At 61.4% G+C, this 20,412-nt stretch carries 17 protein-coding genes and 2 pseudogenes; 13 read left to right on the top strand and 6 right to left on the bottom strand.

The genetic code is table 11. The features are described 5' to 3' along the window. The first annotated feature begins 214 nt into the window (after positions 1 to 214). On the top strand, positions 215 to 2,017 hold the full coding sequence (locus ACM6HV_RS12010; protein ID WP_414904278.1) for an acyl-CoA dehydrogenase: 1,803 nt from the start codon (positions 215 to 217) through the stop codon (positions 2,015 to 2,017). A gap of 200 nt (positions 2,018 to 2,217) precedes the next feature. Here ACM6HV_RS12010 and ACM6HV_RS12015 read toward each other — a convergent pair whose 3' ends face one another. The 3 genes from ACM6HV_RS12015 to ACM6HV_RS12025 form a co-directional block, all read right to left on the bottom strand. Further along, positions 2,218 to 4,155 (bottom strand): methyl-accepting chemotaxis protein, encoded by a 1,938-nt coding sequence (locus ACM6HV_RS12015; protein WP_414904279.1) that lies wholly within the window; start codon positions 4,153 to 4,155, stop codon positions 2,218 to 2,220. 98 nt (positions 4,156 to 4,253) lie between these two features. Beyond that, positions 4,254 to 4,556, bottom strand: a complete 303-nt coding sequence (locus tag ACM6HV_RS12020) for a cell division protein ZapA (RefSeq protein WP_007967308.1) — start codon at positions 4,554 to 4,556, stop codon at positions 4,254 to 4,256. After that, positions 4,553 to 4,783 carry a hypothetical protein gene (locus tag ACM6HV_RS12025; RefSeq protein WP_007967306.1) on the bottom strand — a complete coding sequence of 77 codons (231 nt, stop codon included), beginning with the start codon at positions 4,781 to 4,783 and terminating at the stop codon, positions 4,553 to 4,555. The genes ACM6HV_RS12020 and ACM6HV_RS12025 overlap by 4 nt, the downstream gene beginning before the upstream one ends. A 344-nt stretch (positions 4,784 to 5,127) precedes the next feature. Between ACM6HV_RS12025 and ACM6HV_RS12030 the strand changes: the two are divergent. The 5 genes and pseudogenes from ACM6HV_RS12030 to selO form a co-directional block, all read left to right on the top strand. After that, a pseudogene (locus tag ACM6HV_RS12030) lies at positions 5,128 to 5,784 on the top strand (MCP four helix bundle domain-containing protein); the annotation flags it as partial. Between the two features lie 303 nt (positions 5,785 to 6,087). Continuing rightward, positions 6,088 to 6,687: pseudogene (locus ACM6HV_RS12035) on the top strand (methyl-accepting chemotaxis protein); the annotation flags it as partial. A 200-nt stretch (positions 6,688 to 6,887) separates the two neighbouring features. Then, positions 6,888 to 8,630 (top strand): potassium/proton antiporter, encoded by a 1,743-nt coding sequence (locus tag ACM6HV_RS12040; RefSeq protein ID WP_041074130.1) that lies wholly within the window; start codon positions 6,888 to 6,890, stop codon positions 8,628 to 8,630. Between the two features lie 34 nt (positions 8,631 to 8,664). After that, a complete protein-coding gene (gene mscK, locus ACM6HV_RS12045) occupies positions 8,665 to 12,018 on the top strand; it encodes a mechanosensitive channel MscK (protein ID WP_047290922.1) in 3,354 nt (1,117 codons plus the stop codon). Between the two features lie 48 nt (positions 12,019 to 12,066). Continuing rightward, positions 12,067 to 13,530, top strand: a complete 1,464-nt coding sequence (gene selO / locus ACM6HV_RS12050) for a protein adenylyltransferase SelO (protein WP_145596021.1) — start codon at positions 12,067 to 12,069, stop codon at positions 13,528 to 13,530. A gap of 6 nt (positions 13,531 to 13,536) precedes the next feature. Here the strand turns inward: selO and ACM6HV_RS12055 are convergent, their stop codons facing one another. Then, entirely contained in the window at positions 13,537 to 13,938 is a 402-nt protein-coding gene (locus ACM6HV_RS12055) for a helix-turn-helix domain-containing protein (protein WP_414904280.1), read from the bottom strand. After that, positions 13,935 to 14,231 carry a type II toxin-antitoxin system HigB family toxin gene (locus tag ACM6HV_RS12060; RefSeq protein WP_047290919.1) on the bottom strand — a complete coding sequence of 99 codons (297 nt, stop codon included), beginning with the start codon at positions 14,229 to 14,231 and terminating at the stop codon, positions 13,935 to 13,937. Before ACM6HV_RS12060 ends, ACM6HV_RS12055 begins: the two co-directional genes overlap by 4 nt. Positions 14,232 to 14,424: 193 nt before the next feature. On the opposite strand from ACM6HV_RS12060, the gene trxC reads away from it, so the two are divergent. Then, positions 14,425 to 14,859: a thioredoxin TrxC gene (gene trxC / locus ACM6HV_RS12065; protein WP_414904281.1), complete on the top strand. Its 435-nt coding sequence runs from the start codon at positions 14,425 to 14,427 to the stop codon at positions 14,857 to 14,859. A gap of 131 nt (positions 14,860 to 14,990) precedes the next feature. Here trxC and ACM6HV_RS12070 read toward each other — a convergent pair whose 3' ends face one another. Continuing rightward, complete coding sequence (locus ACM6HV_RS12070) at positions 14,991 to 15,761, bottom strand: ParA family protein (protein WP_414904282.1); 771 nt, start codon at positions 15,759 to 15,761, stop codon at positions 14,991 to 14,993. A 362-nt stretch (positions 15,762 to 16,123) separates the two neighbouring features. Between ACM6HV_RS12070 and ACM6HV_RS12075 the strand changes: the two genes are divergently transcribed. Genes ACM6HV_RS12075 through ACM6HV_RS12100 form a run of 6 tightly spaced genes read left to right on the top strand, consistent with a single transcriptional unit; the run spans position 16,124 to position 20,366 of the window. Next, positions 16,124 to 16,843, top strand: coding sequence for a beta-ketoacyl synthase chain length factor (locus ACM6HV_RS12075; protein ID WP_414904283.1), 720 nt, complete (start codon positions 16,124 to 16,126; stop codon positions 16,841 to 16,843). Further along, on the top strand, positions 16,819 to 17,625 hold the full coding sequence (locus ACM6HV_RS12080; RefSeq protein WP_041074863.1) for a lysophospholipid acyltransferase family protein: 807 nt from the start codon (positions 16,819 to 16,821) through the stop codon (positions 17,623 to 17,625). The genes ACM6HV_RS12075 and ACM6HV_RS12080 overlap by 25 nt, the downstream gene beginning before the upstream one ends. Further along, entirely contained in the window at positions 17,609 to 17,884 is a 276-nt protein-coding gene (locus ACM6HV_RS12085) for a phosphopantetheine-binding protein (RefSeq protein WP_041074865.1), read from the top strand. The genes ACM6HV_RS12080 and ACM6HV_RS12085 overlap by 17 nt, the downstream gene beginning before the upstream one ends. A gap of 9 nt (positions 17,885 to 17,893) precedes the next feature. Next, entirely contained in the window at positions 17,894 to 18,148 is a 255-nt protein-coding gene (locus tag ACM6HV_RS12090) for an acyl carrier protein (protein ID WP_041074867.1), read from the top strand. Then, complete coding sequence (locus tag ACM6HV_RS12095) at positions 18,145 to 18,690, top strand: hypothetical protein (protein ID WP_414904284.1); 546 nt, start codon at positions 18,145 to 18,147, stop codon at positions 18,688 to 18,690. Before ACM6HV_RS12090 ends, ACM6HV_RS12095 begins: the two co-directional genes overlap by 4 nt. Beyond that, positions 18,687 to 20,366 carry an AMP-binding protein gene (locus tag ACM6HV_RS12100; protein WP_414904285.1) on the top strand — a complete coding sequence of 560 codons (1,680 nt, stop codon included), beginning with the start codon at positions 18,687 to 18,689 and terminating at the stop codon, positions 20,364 to 20,366. The genes ACM6HV_RS12095 and ACM6HV_RS12100 overlap by 4 nt, the downstream gene beginning before the upstream one ends. The last annotated feature ends 46 nt before the right edge of the window (positions 20,367 to 20,412 follow it).

Raw genomic sequence — 20,412 nt, forward strand, 5'->3', positions numbered from 1 at the left:
CCCTGTGGGAGCGAGCCTGCTCGCGAAGAAGGAGTGTCAGTCGACATCAATGTTGCCTGACCCACCGCTTTCGCGAGCAGGCTCGCTCCCACAGTTGTTTTAAGGTGTTTGTTAAGTCGGTGCTCGGCTCCAACATCACCGTCATCAATCATCCTGTTCAGCCTTTATCAGCACGCCTAGACTCGGCCCAACCCCAATTTACAGGTAGGCCGCCATGTCCGAGACGCTGCTCAGTTCCCGCAATCTGGCTTTCGAGCTGTACGAAGTCCTCGATGCCGAGGGCCTGACCCGGCGTGAGCGCTTTGCCGAGCACAACCGTGAAACGTTCGATGCGGCTATCGGCACGGCGCGCAACATCGCCGAGAAATACTTCGCGCCGCACAACCGCAAGGGCGACGAGAACGAGCCGCGCTACGAGAACGGCCAGGCGGTTCTGATCCCGGAAGTCAAACCGGCGGTGGACGCGTTTCTTGAGGCGGGCTTCCTGAATGCCGCGCGCAGTTTCGAAGCGGGCGGCATGCAATTGCCGACGCTGCTGTCGCAAGCGTGTTTTGCGCACTTTCAAGCGGCGAACGCGGCGACCACTTCCTACCCGTTCCTGACCATGGGCGCGGCCAACCTGATCGAAAGCTTCGGTAGCGACGAGCAGAAACAGCGCTTCCTGCAACCGATGATCGACGGCCGTTTCTTCGGCACCATGGCCCTGACCGAACCGCACGCCGGCTCGTCGTTGTCGGATATTCGTACCCGCGCCGAGCCGGCGTCTGACGGCACCTATCGCCTCAAGGGCAACAAGATCTTCATTTCCGGCGGCGATCATCCGCTGTCGGAAAACATCGTGCACATGGTCCTGGCCAAGCTGCCGGACGCACCGCCAGGGGTGAAGGGGATTTCGCTGTTCATCGTGCCGAAATTTCTGGTCAACGCTGACGGCAGCCTCGGTGCGCGCAACGATGTGCTGCTGGCCGGGCTGTTCCACAAGATGGGCTGGCGCGGCACCACCTCGACGGCACTGAACTTCGGCGATAACGGCGAGTGTGTCGGCTATCTGGTGGGCAAGCCGCATCATGGCTTGAGCTACATGTTCCAGATGATGAACGAGGCGCGGATCGGCGTCGGCATGGGCGCGGTGATGCTCGGTTACGCCGGCTACCTGTATTCGCTGGAATACGCCCGCGAACGCCCGCAAGGGCGGGTGCCGGACAGCAAGGATCCAACCACCGCGCCAGTGGCGATCATTCAGCACGCCGATGTCAGACGCATGCTGTTGACGCAAAAGTCCTACGTCGAAGGGGCGTTTGACCTCGGTTTGTACGCGGCGCGACTGTTCGATGACACCACGACGCTGGAGACCGAAGCCGAGCGCAAACAGGCCCATGAGTTGCTGGATCTGCTGACGCCGATCGTCAAATCCTGGCCGTCGGAGTTCTGCCTGAAGGCCAACGAATTGGCGATCCAGATTCTCGGCGGCCACGGTTACACCCGCGAATACCCGGTTGAGCAGTATTACCGCGACAACCGTCTGAACCCGATCCACGAAGGCACCCACGGCATCCAGTCGCTGGATTTGCTCGGGCGCAAACTGGCGCAGAACGGCGGCGCCGGATTGAAGCAACTGATCCGCCTGATCGCCAACACCGCCGAGCGCGCGACCGCGTATGAATCGTTGACCGCACTGCGTGAGCCACTGGAGCAACTGGTAGCGCGCCTGCAAACAGTCACCATCGGTTTGCTCACCGATCTGGCGCAGGGCAAGGTCAACAGCAGCCTGGCGAATTCGGCGCTGTACTTGAAGGTATTCGGGCACACGGTGATTGGCTGGCGCTGGCTGGAACAGGCGATCCGCGCCGAGGAAGGTCTGGCCAAAGGCAATGCGGCAGATGCTGACTTCTATCAGGGCAAGCTGCAGGCGGCGCGGTACTTCCTGACGTGGGAAGTGCCGGGCTGTCACCATGAGCTGGCGTTGCTGGAGGCGCGGGATGATACGTGCCTGGCGATGCAGGATGGGTGGTTCTGAGAGCCAACCCTCACCCCAGCCCTCTCCCGGAGGGAGAGGGGGCGGAACAGGGTATGCTTGAATACTCCATCGACCTGAAAGAGGTCTACCGAATCCATAATCGACCGGCGTTTTCAGGTCGATGTATAGCGAGAGACGGCTCGGTCAGTCCCCTCTCCCTCGGGGAGAGGGCTAGGGTGAGGGGCTTTCAGACTCAGCACTCAGCTCAACTTGAACCCACCCATCTGCCGCGCCAGATCATCCGCCAACCGCTGCAACATCTGACAATCCTCACGACACGCCCGCACCTCTCCGGCCGTGGCCCGGGCCAGATCGGAAATCCCCTGCACGTTGCGGTTGATCTCTTCAGTCACCGCCGACTGTTCTTCTGTCGCGGTTGCCACTTGCTGGTTCATGTCGCTGATGCGCTCGACCTGCCCGGTAATCGCGGTCAGGGAGGCGCCGGTACGCTGACTCGACTCAACCCCGGTGCCGGTCGCCGCCTGCCCGGTACGCATCGATGACACCGCATTCTCCGCGCCTTGCTTGAGGCTGCCGATCATCTGTTGGATCTCGTCGGTAGACGCCTGAGTCCTGCGCGCCAAGGTGCGTACTTCATCGGCCACCACGGCAAACCCACGACCCATGTCCCCGGCCCGCGCGGCTTCGATGGCAGCGTTGAGCGCCAGCAGATTGGTCTGCTCGGACACCCCGCGGATCACCGCCAGCACCGAATCGATCGACGCCACCTGATGCGCCAGTTCACCCACCGCGCCCGCCGCCACACCAATCTCATCGGACATGCTTTCGATATGACGAATCGAACCGCCAACCACTTCCCGCGCCTGCAGCGCTTCATCCCGGGCGGTCTGTGAGGCGAGTGCGGCGTTGCCGGCGTTCTGCGCGATTTCCTGCACGGTCAGGCCCATCTCGTGCACCGCCGTGGCAACCATGTCGGTCATTTCCTGCTGGCGCCCGGAACGTTCGGCGGTGTTTTCCACCACCTTCGCCACTTGGCCGACCGCCGTGCGCAAGCGTTCGCTGGTGGTCAGGACTTCGCCGATCAGCCCGCGCTGGCTGTCGAGGAAACGGTTGAAGCCTCGCGCCAGATCGCCCAGCTCATCGGCGCGGCTGGAATCTAACCGATGGGTCAAATCTCCACCGCCGCTACCGATCGCTACCAGCGCGGCTGTTACTTGACGAATCGGTCGCACCAGCCCTTGAGCCAGCCACACCACCAGCGCCAGACACACCAATGCCACCGCCAGACCGATACCGCCACTCATCCACATCGCCTTGCGGGCTTCGGCGTAGATCTGCGCTTGCGGCACTTCGGCCACCAGCGTCCAGCCCAGATCGCGCAGCGGCAGGCTGAAGGCGAGGAAGTCTTCGCCATCGCGCTGGAACGAGCTGTTGGTGGCGACTTTTTGACCCATGACCGCTTGCGCCGCCGACGCACCGATTTGCTCCGTGAGGGTGCGCTTGCCGCTGAACTGCGCCTCGGGATGGACCTGGATCAAACCGTCGGAACGCACGAGATAGACCTTGCCGCGCTCGCCAAAGCTGAAGTTGTGAATCAGCTCCGACAGCTCTTTCATGCTCAAGCCCAGCCCGGCGACACCGACCACTTTGCCGGCCTGCTCGACCTTCAAGTCGATGAACAGCGCCAATTCTCCAGTGGCGCCATCGTTGTCGATGTTCAGGGTGCGCGGCTGGTTGCTGTCGAGGAAGGAATAGAACCAGGCATCGGCTGGTTTGGTCCGGCTGAGCGTGCGATCCAGGCCTTTTTCGGTGATGTAGTGATTGGAGTCACTGCCGATGATCAACGCAGTGAAGGCTTTATGTTCGGCGCGGATGCCTTCCAGATACTGCGCGAAGGCCGCTGTTTTGCTGCTGTCTTCACCCGAGGCCAGCCAGTCGCGCACCATGCTGTTGCTGGCGATGTCTTTGGCGGCGGTCAGCGGCTGGACGAGGATGCGTTCGATGTCGTTGCGCGTCGCTTCGATGCTCGACGGCAGCGCTTGTTCGACCAGATAGCTCTGGGCGAGGCGGTTGACCACCAAGGTATAAATGCCAACCACGATCAGGATGCTGACCAGCAGGGCGGTGCCCATGCTGAGAATCAGCTGCCATTGAATACTGCGTCGCCACAACTGCATGGAGCACCCCCAAAGAATAAGTGCCGAAACAATGCAACAGCCGTGCCGATTGTATACAACCCGATCGACAATCTATTCTTTGGTTGTGCGCAACCCCATCAGCCCTGATTGATGGTCTTGGCGATGGTGTCGACCGTGGCGCTGACTTGCTCTTGGTAACGGTCGAGTTCCTGCTGGTGCTGCTTCTTCATTTCGATCTGCTGCGAGCACAGGTTCATCGCTGCCAGCACCAGCAAACGGTCACCGATCAGCGTCGGGTATTTGCGTTTGGTGTCGGCCAATGCGGCCTTGAGCATCAGTGCGGCGTCCAGCAGGGTCTGTTCTTCCCCGGCCGGTGCCTTGATCGAATAGTCCTCCCCGAGAATGGAGATGACTTTTACCCCTGCGGTGCCGTGGTTCATGCGCTGACAGGACCTGCGTTGACGCGATCAACCAGGGCCTGGATGCGCGCTGCGGTGGCGCCATGCTTCTCTTCCTGTTCCATCAGGCTCAGTTGCAGGCTTTCGTTTTCATCCTTGGCCTGGGCCAGTTCCGTGGACAGGGTCTGGTTGGTTTGCGCGAGGGTCTGGTTCTGTTGCACCAGGTCGCTGACGAGCTGTTCCAATTGGCTGAGGGATGCTTCCAACATTTTGATCTTCCAGGCGTTTTTCAAAGGGCGCGTACGATAAAGAAAAGTCACTGCGGATGCCAGGGCTATACCGGCGCAAGGCCTTGATTTTCCTGGCGGCCGACCGTTCTCGCGAGTTTAAAAGACTGTGATCTGCCGATCTGGTTCCTGCACTTCGTCGCTCAGGCCCCTATGCGACAAATACGCACAGTGCCTCAAGACTTTAGTCGTATGACCGATAAGTCATCCATACAGCAGTCTCAGCCCGCATGGATGCGGCCCTTTCTGGTATCCGCGCCATGTCCCTTCGCAATATGAATATCGCCCCCCGGGCGTTCACCGGTTTCGCCCTGATCGGCGGCCTGATGCTGATTCTCGGCGTGTTCGCCCTGAACCAGATGAGCAAAATCCGTGGCGCCGCCGAGGACATCACGTCCAGCAGCGTGCCAAGCATCAAGAACCTCGACGAGTTCACCCAGCTGACCTTGCGCCTGCGGGTGCTGTCGTATCGCTTGCTGGTCAATCGCGAGCCGGACGTGCAGCAGAAGACCATGGAATTGCTGGACACCCGCAACCAGCAGATCCGCGCCGCCCAATCGGCCTATGAGCCGTTGATCAGCGGCCCGCAGGAACGCGCGGCCTACGATCAATATGTGCAGTTGCTGGGCCAGTACCGGCAGATCGAAGACCGGATGAAAACGCTGTCGCGCAACAATCAGGTGGATGAACTGCGCAACCTGCTCAACACCGAGTTGCTGAACAACTCCGAAGCGATGAACACGGTGCTCAACCGCCTGATGCAGATCAACGGCGAGCAGATCAGCCAGACCAACCAAGAGGCTGCCGAGCAGTATGCCTCGGCGTTCAATCTGGTGGTCACCCTGCTGGTGGTGGCGACCGGTCTGACCTTTCTGTTCGCCTGGTTGCTGACCATCAGCATCACCAAGCCGATTTCCAAAGCGCTGGACGCGGCGGAAACCATCGCCGAGGGCAACCTGACCCAACCGATCCACGTCGACGGCAGCGACGAAGCCGGGCGTCTGCTGGCGGCCATGGCCAAGATGCAATCGAAACTGCGCGACACCTTGCAGCGCATCTCCGGCTCGGCCACCCAGCTTGCATCTGCGGCGGAAGAACTGAACAGCGTCACCGACGAAAGCGCCCGTGGCCTGACCCAGCAGAACAACGAAATCGAACAGGCCGCCACCGCCGTCAACGAGATGACCAGCGCCGTGGAAGAAGTCGCCCGCAACGCAGTGAGCACTTCGGAAGCCTCGAAGAACGCCACCACCTCGGCGGGCGACGGCCGCGACCTGGTGCAGGAAACCGTCAGCGCTATCGAGCGCATGAGCGCCGATGTACAGAGCACGGCAAGCCTGATCGGCGATCTGGCGAATGAGTCCCGTGACATCGGCAAGGTGCTGGACGTGATTCGTGGACTGGCGGATCAGACCAACCTGCTGGCCCTGAACGCGGCGATTGAAGCGGCACGTGCCGGTGAAGCCGGGCGTGGTTTTGCCGTGGTGGCGGACGAAGTGCGTGCGCTGGCGCATCGCACCCAGCAGTCGACCAGCGAAATCGAACGCATGATCGGCAGCATCCAGAGCGGCACCGAACACGCCGTAGACTCGATGCGCAACAGCACCGAGCGTGCCGAATCGACGCTGAACATTGCGCGTGGCGCCGGGATGTCGCTGGACACCATCAACAGCGCGATCGTCGAGATCAACGAGCGCAACCTGGTGATCGCCAGCGCCGCTGAAGAGCAGGCACAAGTGGCCCGCGAAGTGGATCGCAACCTGGTGAACATCCGCGACCTGTCGGTGCAATCGGCGACCGGCGCGAATCAGACCAGTGCGGCAAGTAACGAGCTGTCACGGTTGGCGCTGGACCTGAACAATATGGTCGGGCGGTTCAGCCTGTAACTTTTAAAAGCAAAAAGATCGCAGCCTGCGGCAGCTCCTACAGGGAAACGCAAATCCCTATGTAGGAGCTGCCGCAGGCTGCGATCTTTTGATCTTGAAAAAACCTTTTTGACAGCATCACATTTCAACAGGTTAGAATCGCTGGCACGCAGACTGCATGGTCAGTTTGCGCCCGTCTTTACGCTTCTGGAGTACTGCCTTTGAATGCGACGACCATCAACAGCCTGTTCTTGATCGGCGCGTTGCTGGTAGGTGCGAGCATTCTTGTCAGCTCACTGTCCTCCCGTCTCGGCATTCCCATTCTGGTGATCATCCTCGCGGTCGGCATGACCGCCGGGGTCGATGGCGGCGGGATCATCTTCGATAACTACCCGACGGCCTATCTGGTCGGCAACCTCGCACTGGCGGTGATCCTCCTCGACGGTGGCTTGCGCACCCGGGTTTCGAGTTTCCGCGTGGCCTTGTGGCCGGCGCTGTCACTGGCGACGGTCGGGGTCTTGATTACCACCGGGCTGACCGGCATGGCCGCCGCGTGGCTGTTCGACCTGAACCTGATTCAGGGCCTGCTGATCGGTGCCATCGTCGGTTCGACTGACGCCGCTGCGGTGTTCTCACTGCTCGGCGGCAAGGGCCTCAACGAACGGGTGACCGCCAGCCTGGAAATCGAATCCGGCAGCAACGACCCGATGGCGGTGTTCCTCACCGTGACCCTGATCGACATGCTCGCCAGCGGCCAGACCGGCCTGCACTGGAGCCTGCTGACGCACCTGATCCGCGAGTTCGGCATCGGCGGCGTGATCGGTCTGGGCGGCGGCTGGCTGATGCTGCAACTGGTCAACCGGATCAACCTCGCCACCGGCCTGTACCCGATTCTGGTGATCGCCGGCGGTCTGGTGGTGTTCGCCCTGACCAACGCCCTGCACGGCAGCGGCTTCCTCGCGGTGTACCTGTGCGGCCTGGTGATCGGCAACCGCCCGGTACGCAGCCGTCACGGCATTCTGCACATGCTCGATGGTATGGCGTGGCTGGCACAGATCGGCATGTTCCTGGTGCTGGGGCTGCTGGTCACTCCGCATGATTTGCTGCCGATCGCCCTGCCCGCCCTCGGTCTGGCGCTGTGGATGATTCTGTTCGCCCGCCCGCTGTCGGTGATCGTCGGCCTGCTGCCGTTCAAGGCGTTCCATGGTCGCGAGAAAGCGTTTATTTCCTGGGTCGGTCTGCGCGGCGCGGTACCGATCATTCTCGCAGTGTTCCCGTTGATGGCCGGGCTGCCGAATGCGCAGCTGTACTTCAACCTCGCGTTCTTCATCGTGCTGGTGTCGCTGCTGGTGCAGGGCACAAGCCTGCCGTGGGTCGCCAGACTGCTCAAGGTGACAGTGCCGCCGGAGCCGGCGCCGATCTCCCGATCGGCGCTGGAAGTGCACATCACCAGCGAGTGGGAACTGTTCGTTTACAAGCTCGGCGCCGAGAAATGGTGCATTGGTTCACCGCTGCGCGAGCTGAAAATGCCCGAGGGCACACGTATCGCCGCGCTGTTTCGTGGCCAGCAACTGCTCCATCCGTCGGGTAGTACGGTGCTGGAAGTCGATGATTTGCTGTGTGTTATCGGCCATGAACACAACCTCCCGGCCCTCGGCAAACTGTTCAGCCAGGCGCCACAACGCGGTCTGGATCTGCGTTTCTTCGGTGACTTCGTTCTCGAAGGAGACGCCCAGCTTAAAGCGGTTGCAGCGCTGTACGGGTTGCCGGCCGAGGGCATTGATCCGGACATGACCCTGGGCGCGTTCATTGCCCAGAAGGTTGGCGGTGCGCCGATCGTTGGCGACCAGGTGGAGTGGAACAACACCCACTGGACGGTCGCGGTCATGGACGGGAACAAGATCGGCAAAGTGGGCGTCAGATTCCCCGAAGGAAGTCGCCCGGGTCCCGGTCTCTTCCTCTAAACTGCGTCCACTCTCACTTGCTTGACCGGTCTCTATGCCTACCCTGCGCTCTTTCTTTTTCGCGGCCCTGCTGGGCCTGAGTCTTTCCGTCGGCCCGCTGTATGCCGCTGAACCGCCGTCCAGCGAAGCCGTGCAGGCCAGCCTGGACAAACTGGCCGACAGCAAACTGCCGGATGCCGACAAAAAGACCCTGCAAACGGTCCTGCAAACCACGCTCAACCAGCTCAACAGCCGGCGTGATTACGAGCAGAAGCTGATCGACCTCAAGCAGCAACTGGCCTCCGCCCCGCGGCAGACCATCGAGAACACCCGTGAACTCACGCGCCTCAAGGCCACGGCAGTGGTGCCGGTGGCGCAGCGTTTCAGCAAAGAGTCGATCCAGCAGCTGGAGCAGATCCTCACCGATCGCTCGACCCAGCAAAGTGACCTGCAAAAAGCCCTGGCCGATGCCAACAGCCTGATCATCACCGCCCAGACTCGCCCAGAGCGTGCGCAGGCTGAAATCTCTGCCAGCCAGACGCGCATCCAGCAGATCAACAACATCCTCAAGTCCGGCAAGGACAGCGGCAAGACCGTCAGTGCCGAGCAACGCGATCAATTGAACGCCGAGCTCGCCGCGTTGAACGCACTGATCCCGCTGCGCCGCCAGGAACTGGCCGGCAACAGCCAGTTGCAGGATCTGGGCAACAGTCAGCACGACCTGCTCACGGAAAAGTCCGACCGACTCGATCGCGAAATCCAGGAACTGCAGACGCTGATCAACCAGAAGCGCCTGGCACAGTCGCAGGAAACTGTCACTCAGCAGTCGATCGAGGCACAGAAGGCCGGCGGCAGCAGCCTGCTCGCCACTGAAAGCGCCGCCAACCTCAAACTTTCCGATTACCTGCTCAAAAGCACCGACCGCCTCAACGAAGTCACCCAACAGAACCTGCAGACCAAACAGCAACTCGACAGCCTGACCCAGAGCGACTCAGCCCTCGACGAGCAGATCAACGTGCTCAAGGGCAGCCTGTTGCTGTCGAAGATTCTCTATAAGCAGAAGCAGGCGTTGCCGCGGCTCAAGGTCGACCGCGATCTGGCGGACCAGATCGCCGACATTCGCCTGTATCAGTTCGAAGTCAGTCAGCAGCGCGAACTGCTGAGCAACCCGGCGACCTACGTCGACAACCTGCTTTCCACCCAGCCACCGGAACAAGTCACCCCGCAACTGCGCAAAAGCCTGATGGAACTGGCCAACACCCGCGCCGACCTGCTGGAACGTCTGAACCGCGAGCTGAGCGCGGTGCTCAACGAATCGATCACCCTGCAACTCAACCAGAAACAACTGCTGAGTACCGCGCAGAGCCTGCGTGCGACCCTCGACGAGCAAATGTTCTGGATCCCCAGCAACAAACCACTGGACGCGGAATGGCTTCGCGGCGTGCCGGAGCGGCTCAAGCGGCAGATCGATACCCTGCCGCTGGCCTCAAGCCTGAGCGAGCTGACCGACGGTCTGACCCAACGTCCGCTGCTGTTTCTGCCGCTGGCCCTGCTGATCGGCGCTCTGCTGTGGCGGCGCAAGGCGCTGTATGCGCGGCTGAACAAGGTTCACCAGGACATCGGTCACTTCAAGCGTGACAGCCAGTGGCATACCCCGCAGGCGATCCTGATCAACATTCTGCTGGCGATGCCGGTGGCCCTTGGCCTGGCGCTGTGCGGGCTGGCCCTGCAGATCGACGCCCGCGGGCAGAACGCCAACATGGGCGCGGCGCTGCTGCAAATGGGTCAGGCGTGGCTGGTGTTCTACACCGCTTACCGGATTCTCTCGCCAGGCGGCGTGGCCGAGTTGCATTTCCGCTGGGACAAGCCGCAGGTCGAGTTCCTGCAGGGCTGGATCCGCCGCCTCGGGCTGGTGGTGATGGCGCTGGTGACCGTGGTGGCGGTGGCCGAATTGCAACCGGCGGCGCTGGCCGACGACGTCATCGGCATGCCGGTGGTGCTGACCTGCTACGCGCTGATGGCATGGCTGCTCAGCCGCCTGCTGATCAGCAGCCCGGCCCACGAAAACACCTCGCTGTTCCGCAAGGCCGTGGGCGTGATGTTCACTCTGTTGCCAATCGCCCTGTTCGTCGCGGTGTGCTTCGGCTACTACTACACCGCGCTGAAACTCAGCGACCGGTTGATCAACACCCTGTACCTGCTGATGTTCTGGCTGGTGATCGAGGCCACATTCGTGCGCGGTCTGGCGGTCGCTGCACGCCGTCTGGCCTATCAGCGCGCCCTGGCCAAACGTCAGGCGGCCAAGGAGGCCGGCGACGGCGAAGCGGTGATCGAAGAGCCGACCCTGGACATCGAGAAGGTCAACGAACAGTCCCTGCGCCTGATCCGTCTGGCGCTGCTCGGTGGCTTCATCGCCGCGCTGTACTGGGTCTGGGCTGACCTGATCTCGGTGTTCTCGTACCTCGACAACATCACCCTCTACGAGTACACCAGCGGCACCGGCGCGAACATGAGCATGGTGCCGATCAGCATCGGCGACATGCTCGGCGCACTGATCATCATCGGCATCACCTTCGCCCTGGCGCGCAACTTGCCGGGTCTGCTGGAAGTGTTCGTGCTGTCGAAACTCAATCTGGCGCAGGGCAGCGCTTACGCGACCACGACGCTGCTGTCCTACGTGATCGCCGGCGTCGGTTTCGTTTCCACGCTGTCGACCCTCGGCGTCAGCTGGGACAAGTTGCAGTGGCTGGTGGCGGCGCTGTCGGTCGGTCTCGGTTTCGGTATGCAGGAGATCTTCGCCAACTTCATCTCCGGCATCATGATCCTGTTCGAACGCCCGGTGCGGATCGGTGACACCATCACCATCGGCAACCTGTCGGGCACGGTCAGCAAGATCCGCATCCGCGCCACCACCATCACCGATTTCGACCGCAAGGACATCATTGTCCCGAACAAGACGTTCATCACCGGGCAACTGATCAACTGGTCGCTGACCGACACCATCACCCGCGTCACCCTGAAACTCGGTGTGGATTACGGCTCCGACCTGGATCTGGTCAAGGAACTGCTGCTCAAGGCTGCCCGGGAAAACCCGCGCGTGCTCAAGGAACCCGAGCCGCATGTGTACTTCCTCAACTTCGGCGAAAGCACCCTCGATCACGAACTGCGCATGCACGTGCGTGACCTCGGTGACCGCAACCCGGTAATCGATGAAGTGAACCGCTTCATCAACCGCGAGTTCAAGAAGCAGCACATCAACATCTCGTTCCGCCAGATGGAGGTGTACCTGAAAAACCTTCATGGCCAGGAATACAAGCTGGTACCCATCGAAGACGAGAACAAAACCATCGTCCCGATCGGCGCGGAGCAAAAGCCGCTGCAAGAGCCGCCGCCGGCCAAACTCGACTAACCGGTCTGATCCCAGCAGAATGCTCGGACATTCTGCTGGAGCCGGCCCTTGAAAGCCCTCGACGAACTGACCTTCGACAATCGCTTCGCCCGCCTCGGCGATGCGTTCTCCGCCCATGTGCTGCCCGAGCCGATCGACAACCCGCGTCTGGTCGTCGCCAGCCCGGCGGCGCTGGCCCTGCTCGATCTCGAGCCGACGACGGCGGACACTCAGGAATTTGCCGAACTGTTCGGCGGCCACAAGCTGTGGGCCGATGCCGAGCCGCGGGCGATGGTCTATTCCGGGCACCAGTTTGGCGGCTACACGCCACAACTGGGCGATGGTCGCGGGCTGTTGCTCGGCGAGGTGTATAACCAGGCCGGCGAACACTGGGATCTGCATCTGAAGGGCGCCGGGCAGACGCCGTTTTCGCGCATGGGCGATGGTCGGGCGGTGCTGCGCTCATCGATCCGTGAATTTCTCGCTTCCGAAGCGCTGCACGCGCTGAACATCCCGTCTTCACGCGCGGCCTGTGTGATCGGCTCCGACACTCCGGTGTGGCGTGAAAAGCAGGAACGCGCGGCGATGGTGCTGCGTCTGGCACCGAGCCACATTCGCTTCGGCCACTTCGAATATTTCTATTACACCAAGCGTCCCGAGCAGCAGAAATTGCTCGGCGAACACGTATTGGCGATGCACTATCCCGAATGCCTGGAGCAGCCGGAGCCGTATCTGGCGATGTTCCGCGAGATCGTCGAGCGCAATGCCGAACTGATTGCCAAATGGCAGGCGTACGGCTTCTGCCACGGGGTGATGAACACCGACAACATGTCGATCCTCGGCATCACCTTCGACTTCGGCCCGTTCGCCTTCCTCGACGATTTCGACGCCCACTTCATCTGCAACCACTCGGATGATCAGGGCCGCTACTCGTTCAGCAACCAGGTGCCGATCGGCCAGTGGAACCTCAGCGCCCTGGCCCAGGCGCTGACGCCGTTCATCAGCGTCGAAGCCCTGCGCGAAACCCTCGGCCTGTACCTGCCGCTGTTTCAGGCGCACTACCTCGACCTGATGCGCCGACGTTTCGGCTTTACCAGCGCCGAGGATGACGACCAGAAACTGCTCGAAGACCTGCTGCAACTGATGCAGAACAGCGGCGTCGACTACACCTTGTTTTTCCGCCGCCTCGGCGAAGACTCAGCAGAACAGGCTGTCGCCCAATTGCGCGATGACTTCGTCGACATCAAAGGCTTCGACGCTTGGGGCGAGCGTTACGTGGCGCGGGTTGCCCGCGATGGTGACAGCAGTCAGGAACAACGCCGTACGCGGATGCACGCGGTCAATCCGCTGTACATCCTGCGCAACTACCTGGCGCAAAAGGCCATCGATGCCGCCGAACAAGGCGACTACTCCGAGGTGCGCCGGCTGCATGCGGTGTTGAGCAAACCGTTCGACGAACAGCCGGGAATGGAAGGTTATGCCGAACGGCCACCGGAGTGGGGCAAGCATCTGGAGATCAGTTGTTCGTCTTGAGGCAGACTAGATGAATACGTCTACAGGCACCTTGAAGTAGTCGGCCAGCCAGCGAACTTGCCGCAAGTTCAACTTGCGCTTGCCGTTCAGAATTTCCGAAACAACGGATTGAGTACCCACACCCGGCAGGTCGCTCTGAGTCAGTCCATGTTCGCGCATCAGGTAGCCAAGCACCTCTTCGCCGCTCGCCTCGGCCATCGGATGGTGTGTGCGATCCCACTCCCCAATCCAGTCACTGATGATGTCCACCAGACTCGCGAGTGGATGCGAGCCATCATCACCGGTTATCTCAAGGATCTCGTCAACGGCCTGAACCAAGGCGTCGTAATCCTCTTCATTTTTCGGTTTTCGCAGCAACGGAGAGATAAACTCCCAGTGCTCGGCAACTGTCTTGATCAAACTACTCATACCTTTCCCTCCTTCCATTTGCCCCGATCGTATTCGCGGTGGTCGAGCACATGCTTGATGTAGAGCCTTTGTGACCGATAACTGACAAAAGCAATTAGCCTCAGTTTGTTGCCACCAATGTCGAAAACGTGGAGATCACCCACCTTGTCAGTGGCAGGAAATATCGACTTCATTGCCGCGAAGTCCTTTGGATAACTCCTGCTTGCCAGACGAAACCATTGCGCTAACGCGCTTGCTGCCTGTGGCCACTGCTCCTTGGCCTCTCGAATGGGTTTTTCACTGAACACATGCATGCAACATCCTTATCGCATTCTGCTATGGGGAGTTAATCACAAAACAAAATTATCGCAACTTGCGATACACCGAGGCAGACCAACGGTCTGCCTCGGTACGACTCAGCCTAGATCCAACATTGAAATCCGCATGATTGAAAATATGAGCAAACGTCTCCAACTAGGGTTTATCGCCCTTCACTGGACCTCGCTCATGACCACCCAATTGCTGATCCCCTGCCCCGCCTGCAACGGCCTCAACCGCATCCCCGCCGAACGCCTCGCCGACGAGCCAAAATGCGGGCGCTGCAAGTCCGCGGTGCTGCTGAGCAAGCCGTTCGAACTCAAGCAAGGTGACTACGCCAGCCAGATCAAGGGTGATCTGCCGTTGTTGGTGGATGTGTGGGCGGACTGGTGCGGGCCGTGCAAATCGTTTGCGCCGGTATTCGAGCAGGCGGCGGCGCAGTTGGCAGGCAAGTGCCGGCTGGCCAAGCTCGACAGCGAAGCCAATCAGCAGTTGTCGGCGCAGTTGGGGATTCGTTCGATTCCGAGTTTGATTCTGTTCAAGAACGGCCGGGAAGTGGCGCGCCAGAGCGGGGCGTTTCCGTTGCCGCAGTTGCTGGCGTGGCTGCGTAGCCAGGGCATCTGACCCTCCACAGGACCCCATGTGGGAGCGAGCCTGCTCGCGAAGGCGCCCGTTCAGTCAACCGAGATGTTGAACGTGCTGGCCGCTTCGCGAGCAGGCTCGCTCCCACAGGAGGGTGGGGCGCAATCCGGAAATCAGTGATCTTCGAGCAGATCGTGCAGTTCAACGAACTGCTGCGTCAGTTTGTGCCGTGGGTCGAGGTGGATCAGCGGGGTGCTGGCCTGGTGCGACTCGCGCATGCGCACCGAGCTGTTCAGATACACCGGCAGCACCGGCAAGCCCTCGGCAATCAACTCATCGAGAATCTGTTGCGGCAGGCTGGCCCGGGCCTGGAACTGGTTGACCACAATGCCTTCGACTTCCAGGCCGTCGTTGTGGTCTTCCTTCAACTCTTCGATCTCCGCCAGCAGCCCGTACAGCGCCTGGCGCGAGAAGCTGTCGCAATCGAAGGGAATCAGCACACGATCGGCGGCGATCAATGCTGACACCGCATAGAAATTCAGCGCTGGCGGCGTATCGAGATAAATCCGGTCGTATTCGCCATCCAGCTCATCGAGCAATTTGCGCAGCTTGTTGATCTTGTGCTTGGCCTCAAGCTTGGGCTGCAGATCGGCCAGCTCGGCGGTGGCGGTGATGATGTGCAGGTTGTCGAACGGGGTTTCGTAGATGTCGGCCTGGTTTTTCTTCGAAAACGGCCCGGAAGACAGGGTCTGTTTGAAGAAGTCGGCAATGCCCATGGGAATGTCATCACCAGTGAGCCCGGTCAGATACTGAGTGGAGTTGGCCTGGGCATCGAGGTCGACCAACAGCGTGCGATAGCCCTCGCTGGCACTCACTGCCGCCAGATTGCAGGCAATGCTGGATTTGCCCACACCACCTTTCTGATTGAACACCACGCGCCGCATGACAAAACCTCCGTGTATCAAAGAATGACCGAGTGTAGTTGCCTGTGCGTGCGCTTCGCTACCTTCAACGACGCGGACTACAGAATCAGGTGCAAAAATCAGCGGGCACAGAGGGCAAAAACCTGCCGTGTGCGCTGACAGGCCCGACAGACAAATCCGGCACGATCCGGATAATGGCCAAGTGACAGTTTTTCTGCGGACCACTCGGTACATTTTGCTGCGCAAAACGTAACCAACATTTGCTACACACTCGTCGCACCGGGATAATGCGCGCCACCCGGCGCCAAGCGCCACATCAGGTCAGCCGCGGCTTTGGCGACTCAAAGCGTCATAAAAAGCCCGCAGGGGCGGGATGAACATCCGTGATCAACTTCAACATCGCCCAATGGCGCGCGTGGGCCCCGGGGCTCGACAGCGTGGACGCGTGGCAGGCCTGGAGCCGACAACCGGTCGTACTCCCGGACAGCGATGCCGCGCCCGATGTGTCGTTTCTGCCCGCCATGCAGCGCCGGCGCCTCAGCCGTCTGGCGCGGATGGCGTTCAGTGTCGGCTGGCCACTGGCCGACGGACGGGAAAACCTGCCGCTGGTGTTTGTTTCACGACACGGCGAAACCCCGCGCACCTTCGAGATCCTCAGTGACCTGGCCAAGGACGAGCCGTTGTCGCCGACGCAGTTCAGCCTGTCGGTGCACAACGCGATCATCGGTCTGTGGTCGATCATGCGCGGCGAAACCAGCGAAATGACTGCCCTTGCGGCAGCAGGCGATGGCCTGGAACATGGCATTCTCGAAGCGGCCGCCCTGCTCGGTGAAGGCGCTCCGGCGGTGCTGCTGATCATCACCGAAGAGCAGCCGCCGCAAGCCTATTCGCAGTGGATCGACGACGTGCCGTTCCCTTATGCGGTCGGTTTGCTGCTCACCCCCGGTACCGGCTGGCGGCTGACCCTGAACAGCGGCCAGGAAGCAGTGTCCAAAGCGCACTGGCCACACGCACTGAACCTGTTGCGAACCCTGCTCGGTCAGCAAACCCATTGCCAACATGCCTGGAAAAATCGTGTATGGACCTGGCAACGCAACCCGTGACCGAGAAAAACCGCGACGCCTACTACTGGCGCCTCCTGGCCACTGCCGCAAGTTTCGCGCTGTTCGGGCTGGGCGGGTTGTGCCTGCGCCTGCTGGTGTTTCCGCTGCTCGGTTGCCTGCCCGGCGATGCGTTGAAACATCGTCAGCGCGCACGGCAGACCGTCAGTCGGCTGTTCTGGTTTTTCGTCCGCTTCATGGCCCGCACCGGTGTGCTGACGTATGACATTCAAGGGGCGGAACGTCTCGGTCGCCCGGGGCAAATGATCATCGCCAACCACCCGTCGCTGATCGACGTGGTGTTCCTGATCGGCCTCGTGCGTCAAGCCAATTGCGTGGTGAAGAAAAGCCTCTGGGAAAACCCGTTCACCCGTGGCCCGTTGCGCCGCACCGAATACATCAGCAATGACGGCAGCATGGACATGCTCGACGCCGCCGCCGAGTCCCTGCAAAACGGCCAGACCCTGATCATTTTCCCCGAAGGCACGCGCACACAGCCCGGTCAGGCGCCCGCCTTTCATCGGGGGGCGGCGGCGATTGCCCTGCGCGGTGCGAAAATCCTTACGCCAGTGGTCATCAAGGTCAATCCGACCACCTTGACCAAGGCCGAACCCTGGTATCGGATCCCCCACCGCCGCGTGCACTTCAGTTTTCGTGTCGGGGCCGATATAGACCCACAGACTTTCGCCACGCAAGGTCCGGCACCGCAGGCCTCGCGCAAGCTCAACGATTATTTGCACTCTTACTTCATTAAGGAGCTCGCCGAAGATGAGCGATCTGAATAACCCTGGCCTGGTGCGCGACATCAAACGGCTGATCATCGATGCCTTGGGCCTCGAAGACATCAGCGTCGACGATATCGGTGACGAACAGACGCTGTTCGGCGAAGGCCTGGGCCTGGATTCTGTCGACGCGCTGGAACTGGGTCTGGCGATCCAGAAAAAATACGGCATCAAGATCGACGCCGACGCCAAAGACACCCGTAACCACTTCACCAACGTGGCGAGCCTTGCGGCATTCGTCACGGCAAAACAGGCAGCTTGAGACCGGACCATGCAAACTCGTGACGACATTTTCAACACCCTGCGCGATGCCTTGGTCGAGCTGTTCGAACTGGATCCGGGGCGCATCAGCCTGGAGTCCAACCTGTATCAGGATCTGGAGATCGACAGCATCGACGCGGTCGATCTGATCGATCACATCAAACGCCAGACCGGCAAGAAAATCGCCGCCGAGGAATTCAAGTCGGTGCGCACCGTCGGTGACGTGGTCGAGGCGGTCTACCGTCTGGTTCAACCGGCCGCATGAGCCGATTGATCGGCCTCGGCCTGCTGCTGGCGGGGCTGCTGTACCCCTTTGCGGTGTATTTCGGCATGGAGCACTTCGCCCCGTGGCAGTTCGGGCTGCTGCTGGGTAGCCTGTGGCTGGCGCGCGCCCTGACTGGCGAGCGCAAGCCAGGCAGTCTGTGGATGGCCTGCGCGGCGATCGTGTTCTGCCTGCTGCTGGCGCTGTTCGACAGTCCGCTGTTGCTGCGCTGGTATCCGGTGCTGATCAGCGGCTTCATGCTGGTGCTGTTCAGCCTGAGCCTGAAATACGGGCCGCCGATGGTCGAGCGCCTGGCGCGGATCCGCGAGCCGCAACTGCCGCCCGAGGCGATCCGTTACACGCGTCAGGTCACCGTGGCCTGGAGCGTGTTTTTCTTCTGCAACGGTTTGTGCGCCGCGCTCCTGACCCTGTGGGCGCCGCTGCATTGGTGGATGTTGTACACCGGCCTGATCTCCTACGGATTGATCGGCCTGATGTTTGCCATTGAATGGCTGATACGACAACGGGTAAGAGGCCGTAAATGAACTGGATAAAACTTGAGCAACTGTTGCTCAAGGCCCTGCCGGGGCGAGCGATCACCGACACCCCGGCCCTCGACCATGCACAACTGCGCGAGCAGGCGCTGCGCTTTGCCGCCGGCCTGCAGGCACGCGGCGTGCAGCGCGTGGCGGTGCATCTGGAAGATGCCGCCGACCTCGCCATCGCCCTGCTCGGGGCCTGGCGCGCCGGCGTCAGCGTCCTGTTGCCCGCGGACCTGCAAGCGCAGACCCGCCAGCGCTGGTCGAGCGAAGTCGATTTGTGGCTGAGCGATCACTCCGATGATTCACACCTGAGCGATCTGTTGCAGCCTGCCCTGCCCGGCGCCGAACTGGATCTCGAACAGTGCCGCCTGAGCCTGTGCACCTCCGGCTCCAGCGGCGAGCCCAAGCGTATCGACAAGACCCTGCGCCAACTGGACAACGAGGTCGAAGCGTTGGAGCAACTGTGGGGCGCAGATCTCGGTGAAGCCTGGATCATCGGCAGTGTCGCCACCCAGCACATCTACGGTTTGTTGTTCCGGGTGCTGTGGCCGCTGTGTGCCGGCCGTCCGTTCGTGCGCAAGCAACTGGCGTTTCCGGAAGACCTGCAGCGCGCCAGCCGCGAACACCCGGCCTTCGCCTGGGTCGGCAGCCCGGCGTTGCTCAAGCGCATGGGCGACAACCTCGACTGGCCGGCCCTGAGCGCCGTGCGCCGGGTGTTTTCCTCCGGCGGCGCGTTACCCACAGACGCGGCGCAGAGCCTGCAGCAACGTTTGCAGCAGTGGCCGACCGAAATCCTCGGCAGCTCGGAAACCGGCGGCATCGCCTGGCGTCAGGGCTCCAGTCTGTGGCAGCCCTTCGCCGGGGTTGAACTGAGCCAGGACAGCAACGGCGCCATGCTGATCGCTTCCCCCTATTTGCCGGCGGGGCATGTCGAACACACCGCCGACGCTGCGTGCATCGCTGCCGACGGGCGTTTCGAGCTGCTCGGGCGGCTGGACCGTATCGTCAAACTCGAAGAGAAGCGTATCTCCCTGCCGATGCTCGAACAGGCATTGGTCGCCCACGACTGGGTCGCCGACGCACGGCTGGGCGTGGTTCAGGAAAACCGCGCAGTACTCGGCGCCCTGCTGGTGCTCAGCGACGCCGGCCTGTTTGCCTTGCGCGAACACGGCCGCCGCAGCCTGACCGAAGCCCTGCGCAAGCACCTGAGCCAGCATTGCGAAGCGCTGGCCTTGCCCCGGCGCTGGCGTCTGGTGCGGCAACTGCCGCTGAACAGCCAGGGCAAACTGATCCAGGCCGACATCGAAGCACTGTTGCTGGCGCCACGGCCGAAAGCGCCAGAAGTGCTGGAGCAAGTTGAAACCGACGGCGAGTGGAGCCTGCAATTGAGTGTTCCACCGGATCTGGCCTACTTCAGCGGCCACTTCCCCAAAGCCCCGGTGCTGCCCGGCGTGGTGCAGGTCGAATGGGCACTGAACCTCGGCCGACAACTGCTGAACCTGCCCGATAAATTCGCCGGTATGGAAGTGCTGAAATTCCAGCAACTGGTGCGCCCGGGCGATGAAGTCCAACTGCATCTGCGTTTCGATCCCGAGCGCGGCAAGCTGTATTTCGCCTACCGCAATGACACCGCAACCTGCTCCAGCGGACGCATCCTGCTAGGAGCCGCCGATGCATGACCTGTGGCGAGGGAGCTTGCTCCCGCTGGACTGCGCAGCGGCCCCA

Origin of the sequence: Pseudomonas sp. IT-P260 (genome assembly GCF_949768395.1) — a bacterium.
Taxonomy (GTDB): domain Bacteria; phylum Pseudomonadota; class Gammaproteobacteria; order Pseudomonadales; family Pseudomonadaceae; genus Aquipseudomonas; species Aquipseudomonas parakoreensis.

Coding starts and splice junctions, on each gene's coding strand:
- ACM6HV_RS12055 (WP_414904280.1), bottom strand. CDS start 13,938: ATGAGTAGTTTGATCAAGACAGTTGCCGAGCACTGGGAGTTTATCTCT.
- ACM6HV_RS12015 (WP_414904279.1), bottom strand. CDS start 4,155: ATGCAGTTGTGGCGACGCAGTATTCAATGGCAGCTGATTCTCAGCATG.
- ACM6HV_RS12025 (WP_007967306.1), bottom strand. CDS start 4,783: ATGTTGGAAGCATCCCTCAGCCAATTGGAACAGCTCGTCAGCGACCTG.
- ACM6HV_RS12060 (WP_047290919.1), bottom strand. CDS start 14,231: ATGCATGTGTTCAGTGAAAAACCCATTCGAGAGGCCAAGGAGCAGTGG.
- trxC (WP_414904281.1), top strand. CDS start 14,425: ATGACCACCCAATTGCTGATCCCCTGCCCCGCCTGCAACGGCCTCAAC.
- ACM6HV_RS12085 (WP_041074865.1), top strand. CDS start 17,609: ATGAGCGATCTGAATAACCCTGGCCTGGTGCGCGACATCAAACGGCTG.
- ACM6HV_RS12080 (WP_041074863.1), top strand. CDS start 16,819: ATGGACCTGGCAACGCAACCCGTGACCGAGAAAAACCGCGACGCCTAC.
- ACM6HV_RS12010 (WP_414904278.1), top strand. CDS start 215: ATGTCCGAGACGCTGCTCAGTTCCCGCAATCTGGCTTTCGAGCTGTAC.
- ACM6HV_RS12090 (WP_041074867.1), top strand. CDS start 17,894: ATGCAAACTCGTGACGACATTTTCAACACCCTGCGCGATGCCTTGGTC.
- mscK (WP_047290922.1), top strand. CDS start 8,665: ATGCCTACCCTGCGCTCTTTCTTTTTCGCGGCCCTGCTGGGCCTGAGT.
- ACM6HV_RS12100 (WP_414904285.1), top strand. CDS start 18,687: ATGAACTGGATAAAACTTGAGCAACTGTTGCTCAAGGCCCTGCCGGGG.
- ACM6HV_RS12070 (WP_414904282.1), bottom strand. CDS start 15,761: ATGCGGCGCGTGGTGTTCAATCAGAAAGGTGGTGTGGGCAAATCCAGC.
- ACM6HV_RS12095 (WP_414904284.1), top strand. CDS start 18,145: ATGAGCCGATTGATCGGCCTCGGCCTGCTGCTGGCGGGGCTGCTGTAC.
- ACM6HV_RS12020 (WP_007967308.1), bottom strand. CDS start 4,556: ATGAACCACGGCACCGCAGGGGTAAAAGTCATCTCCATTCTCGGGGAG.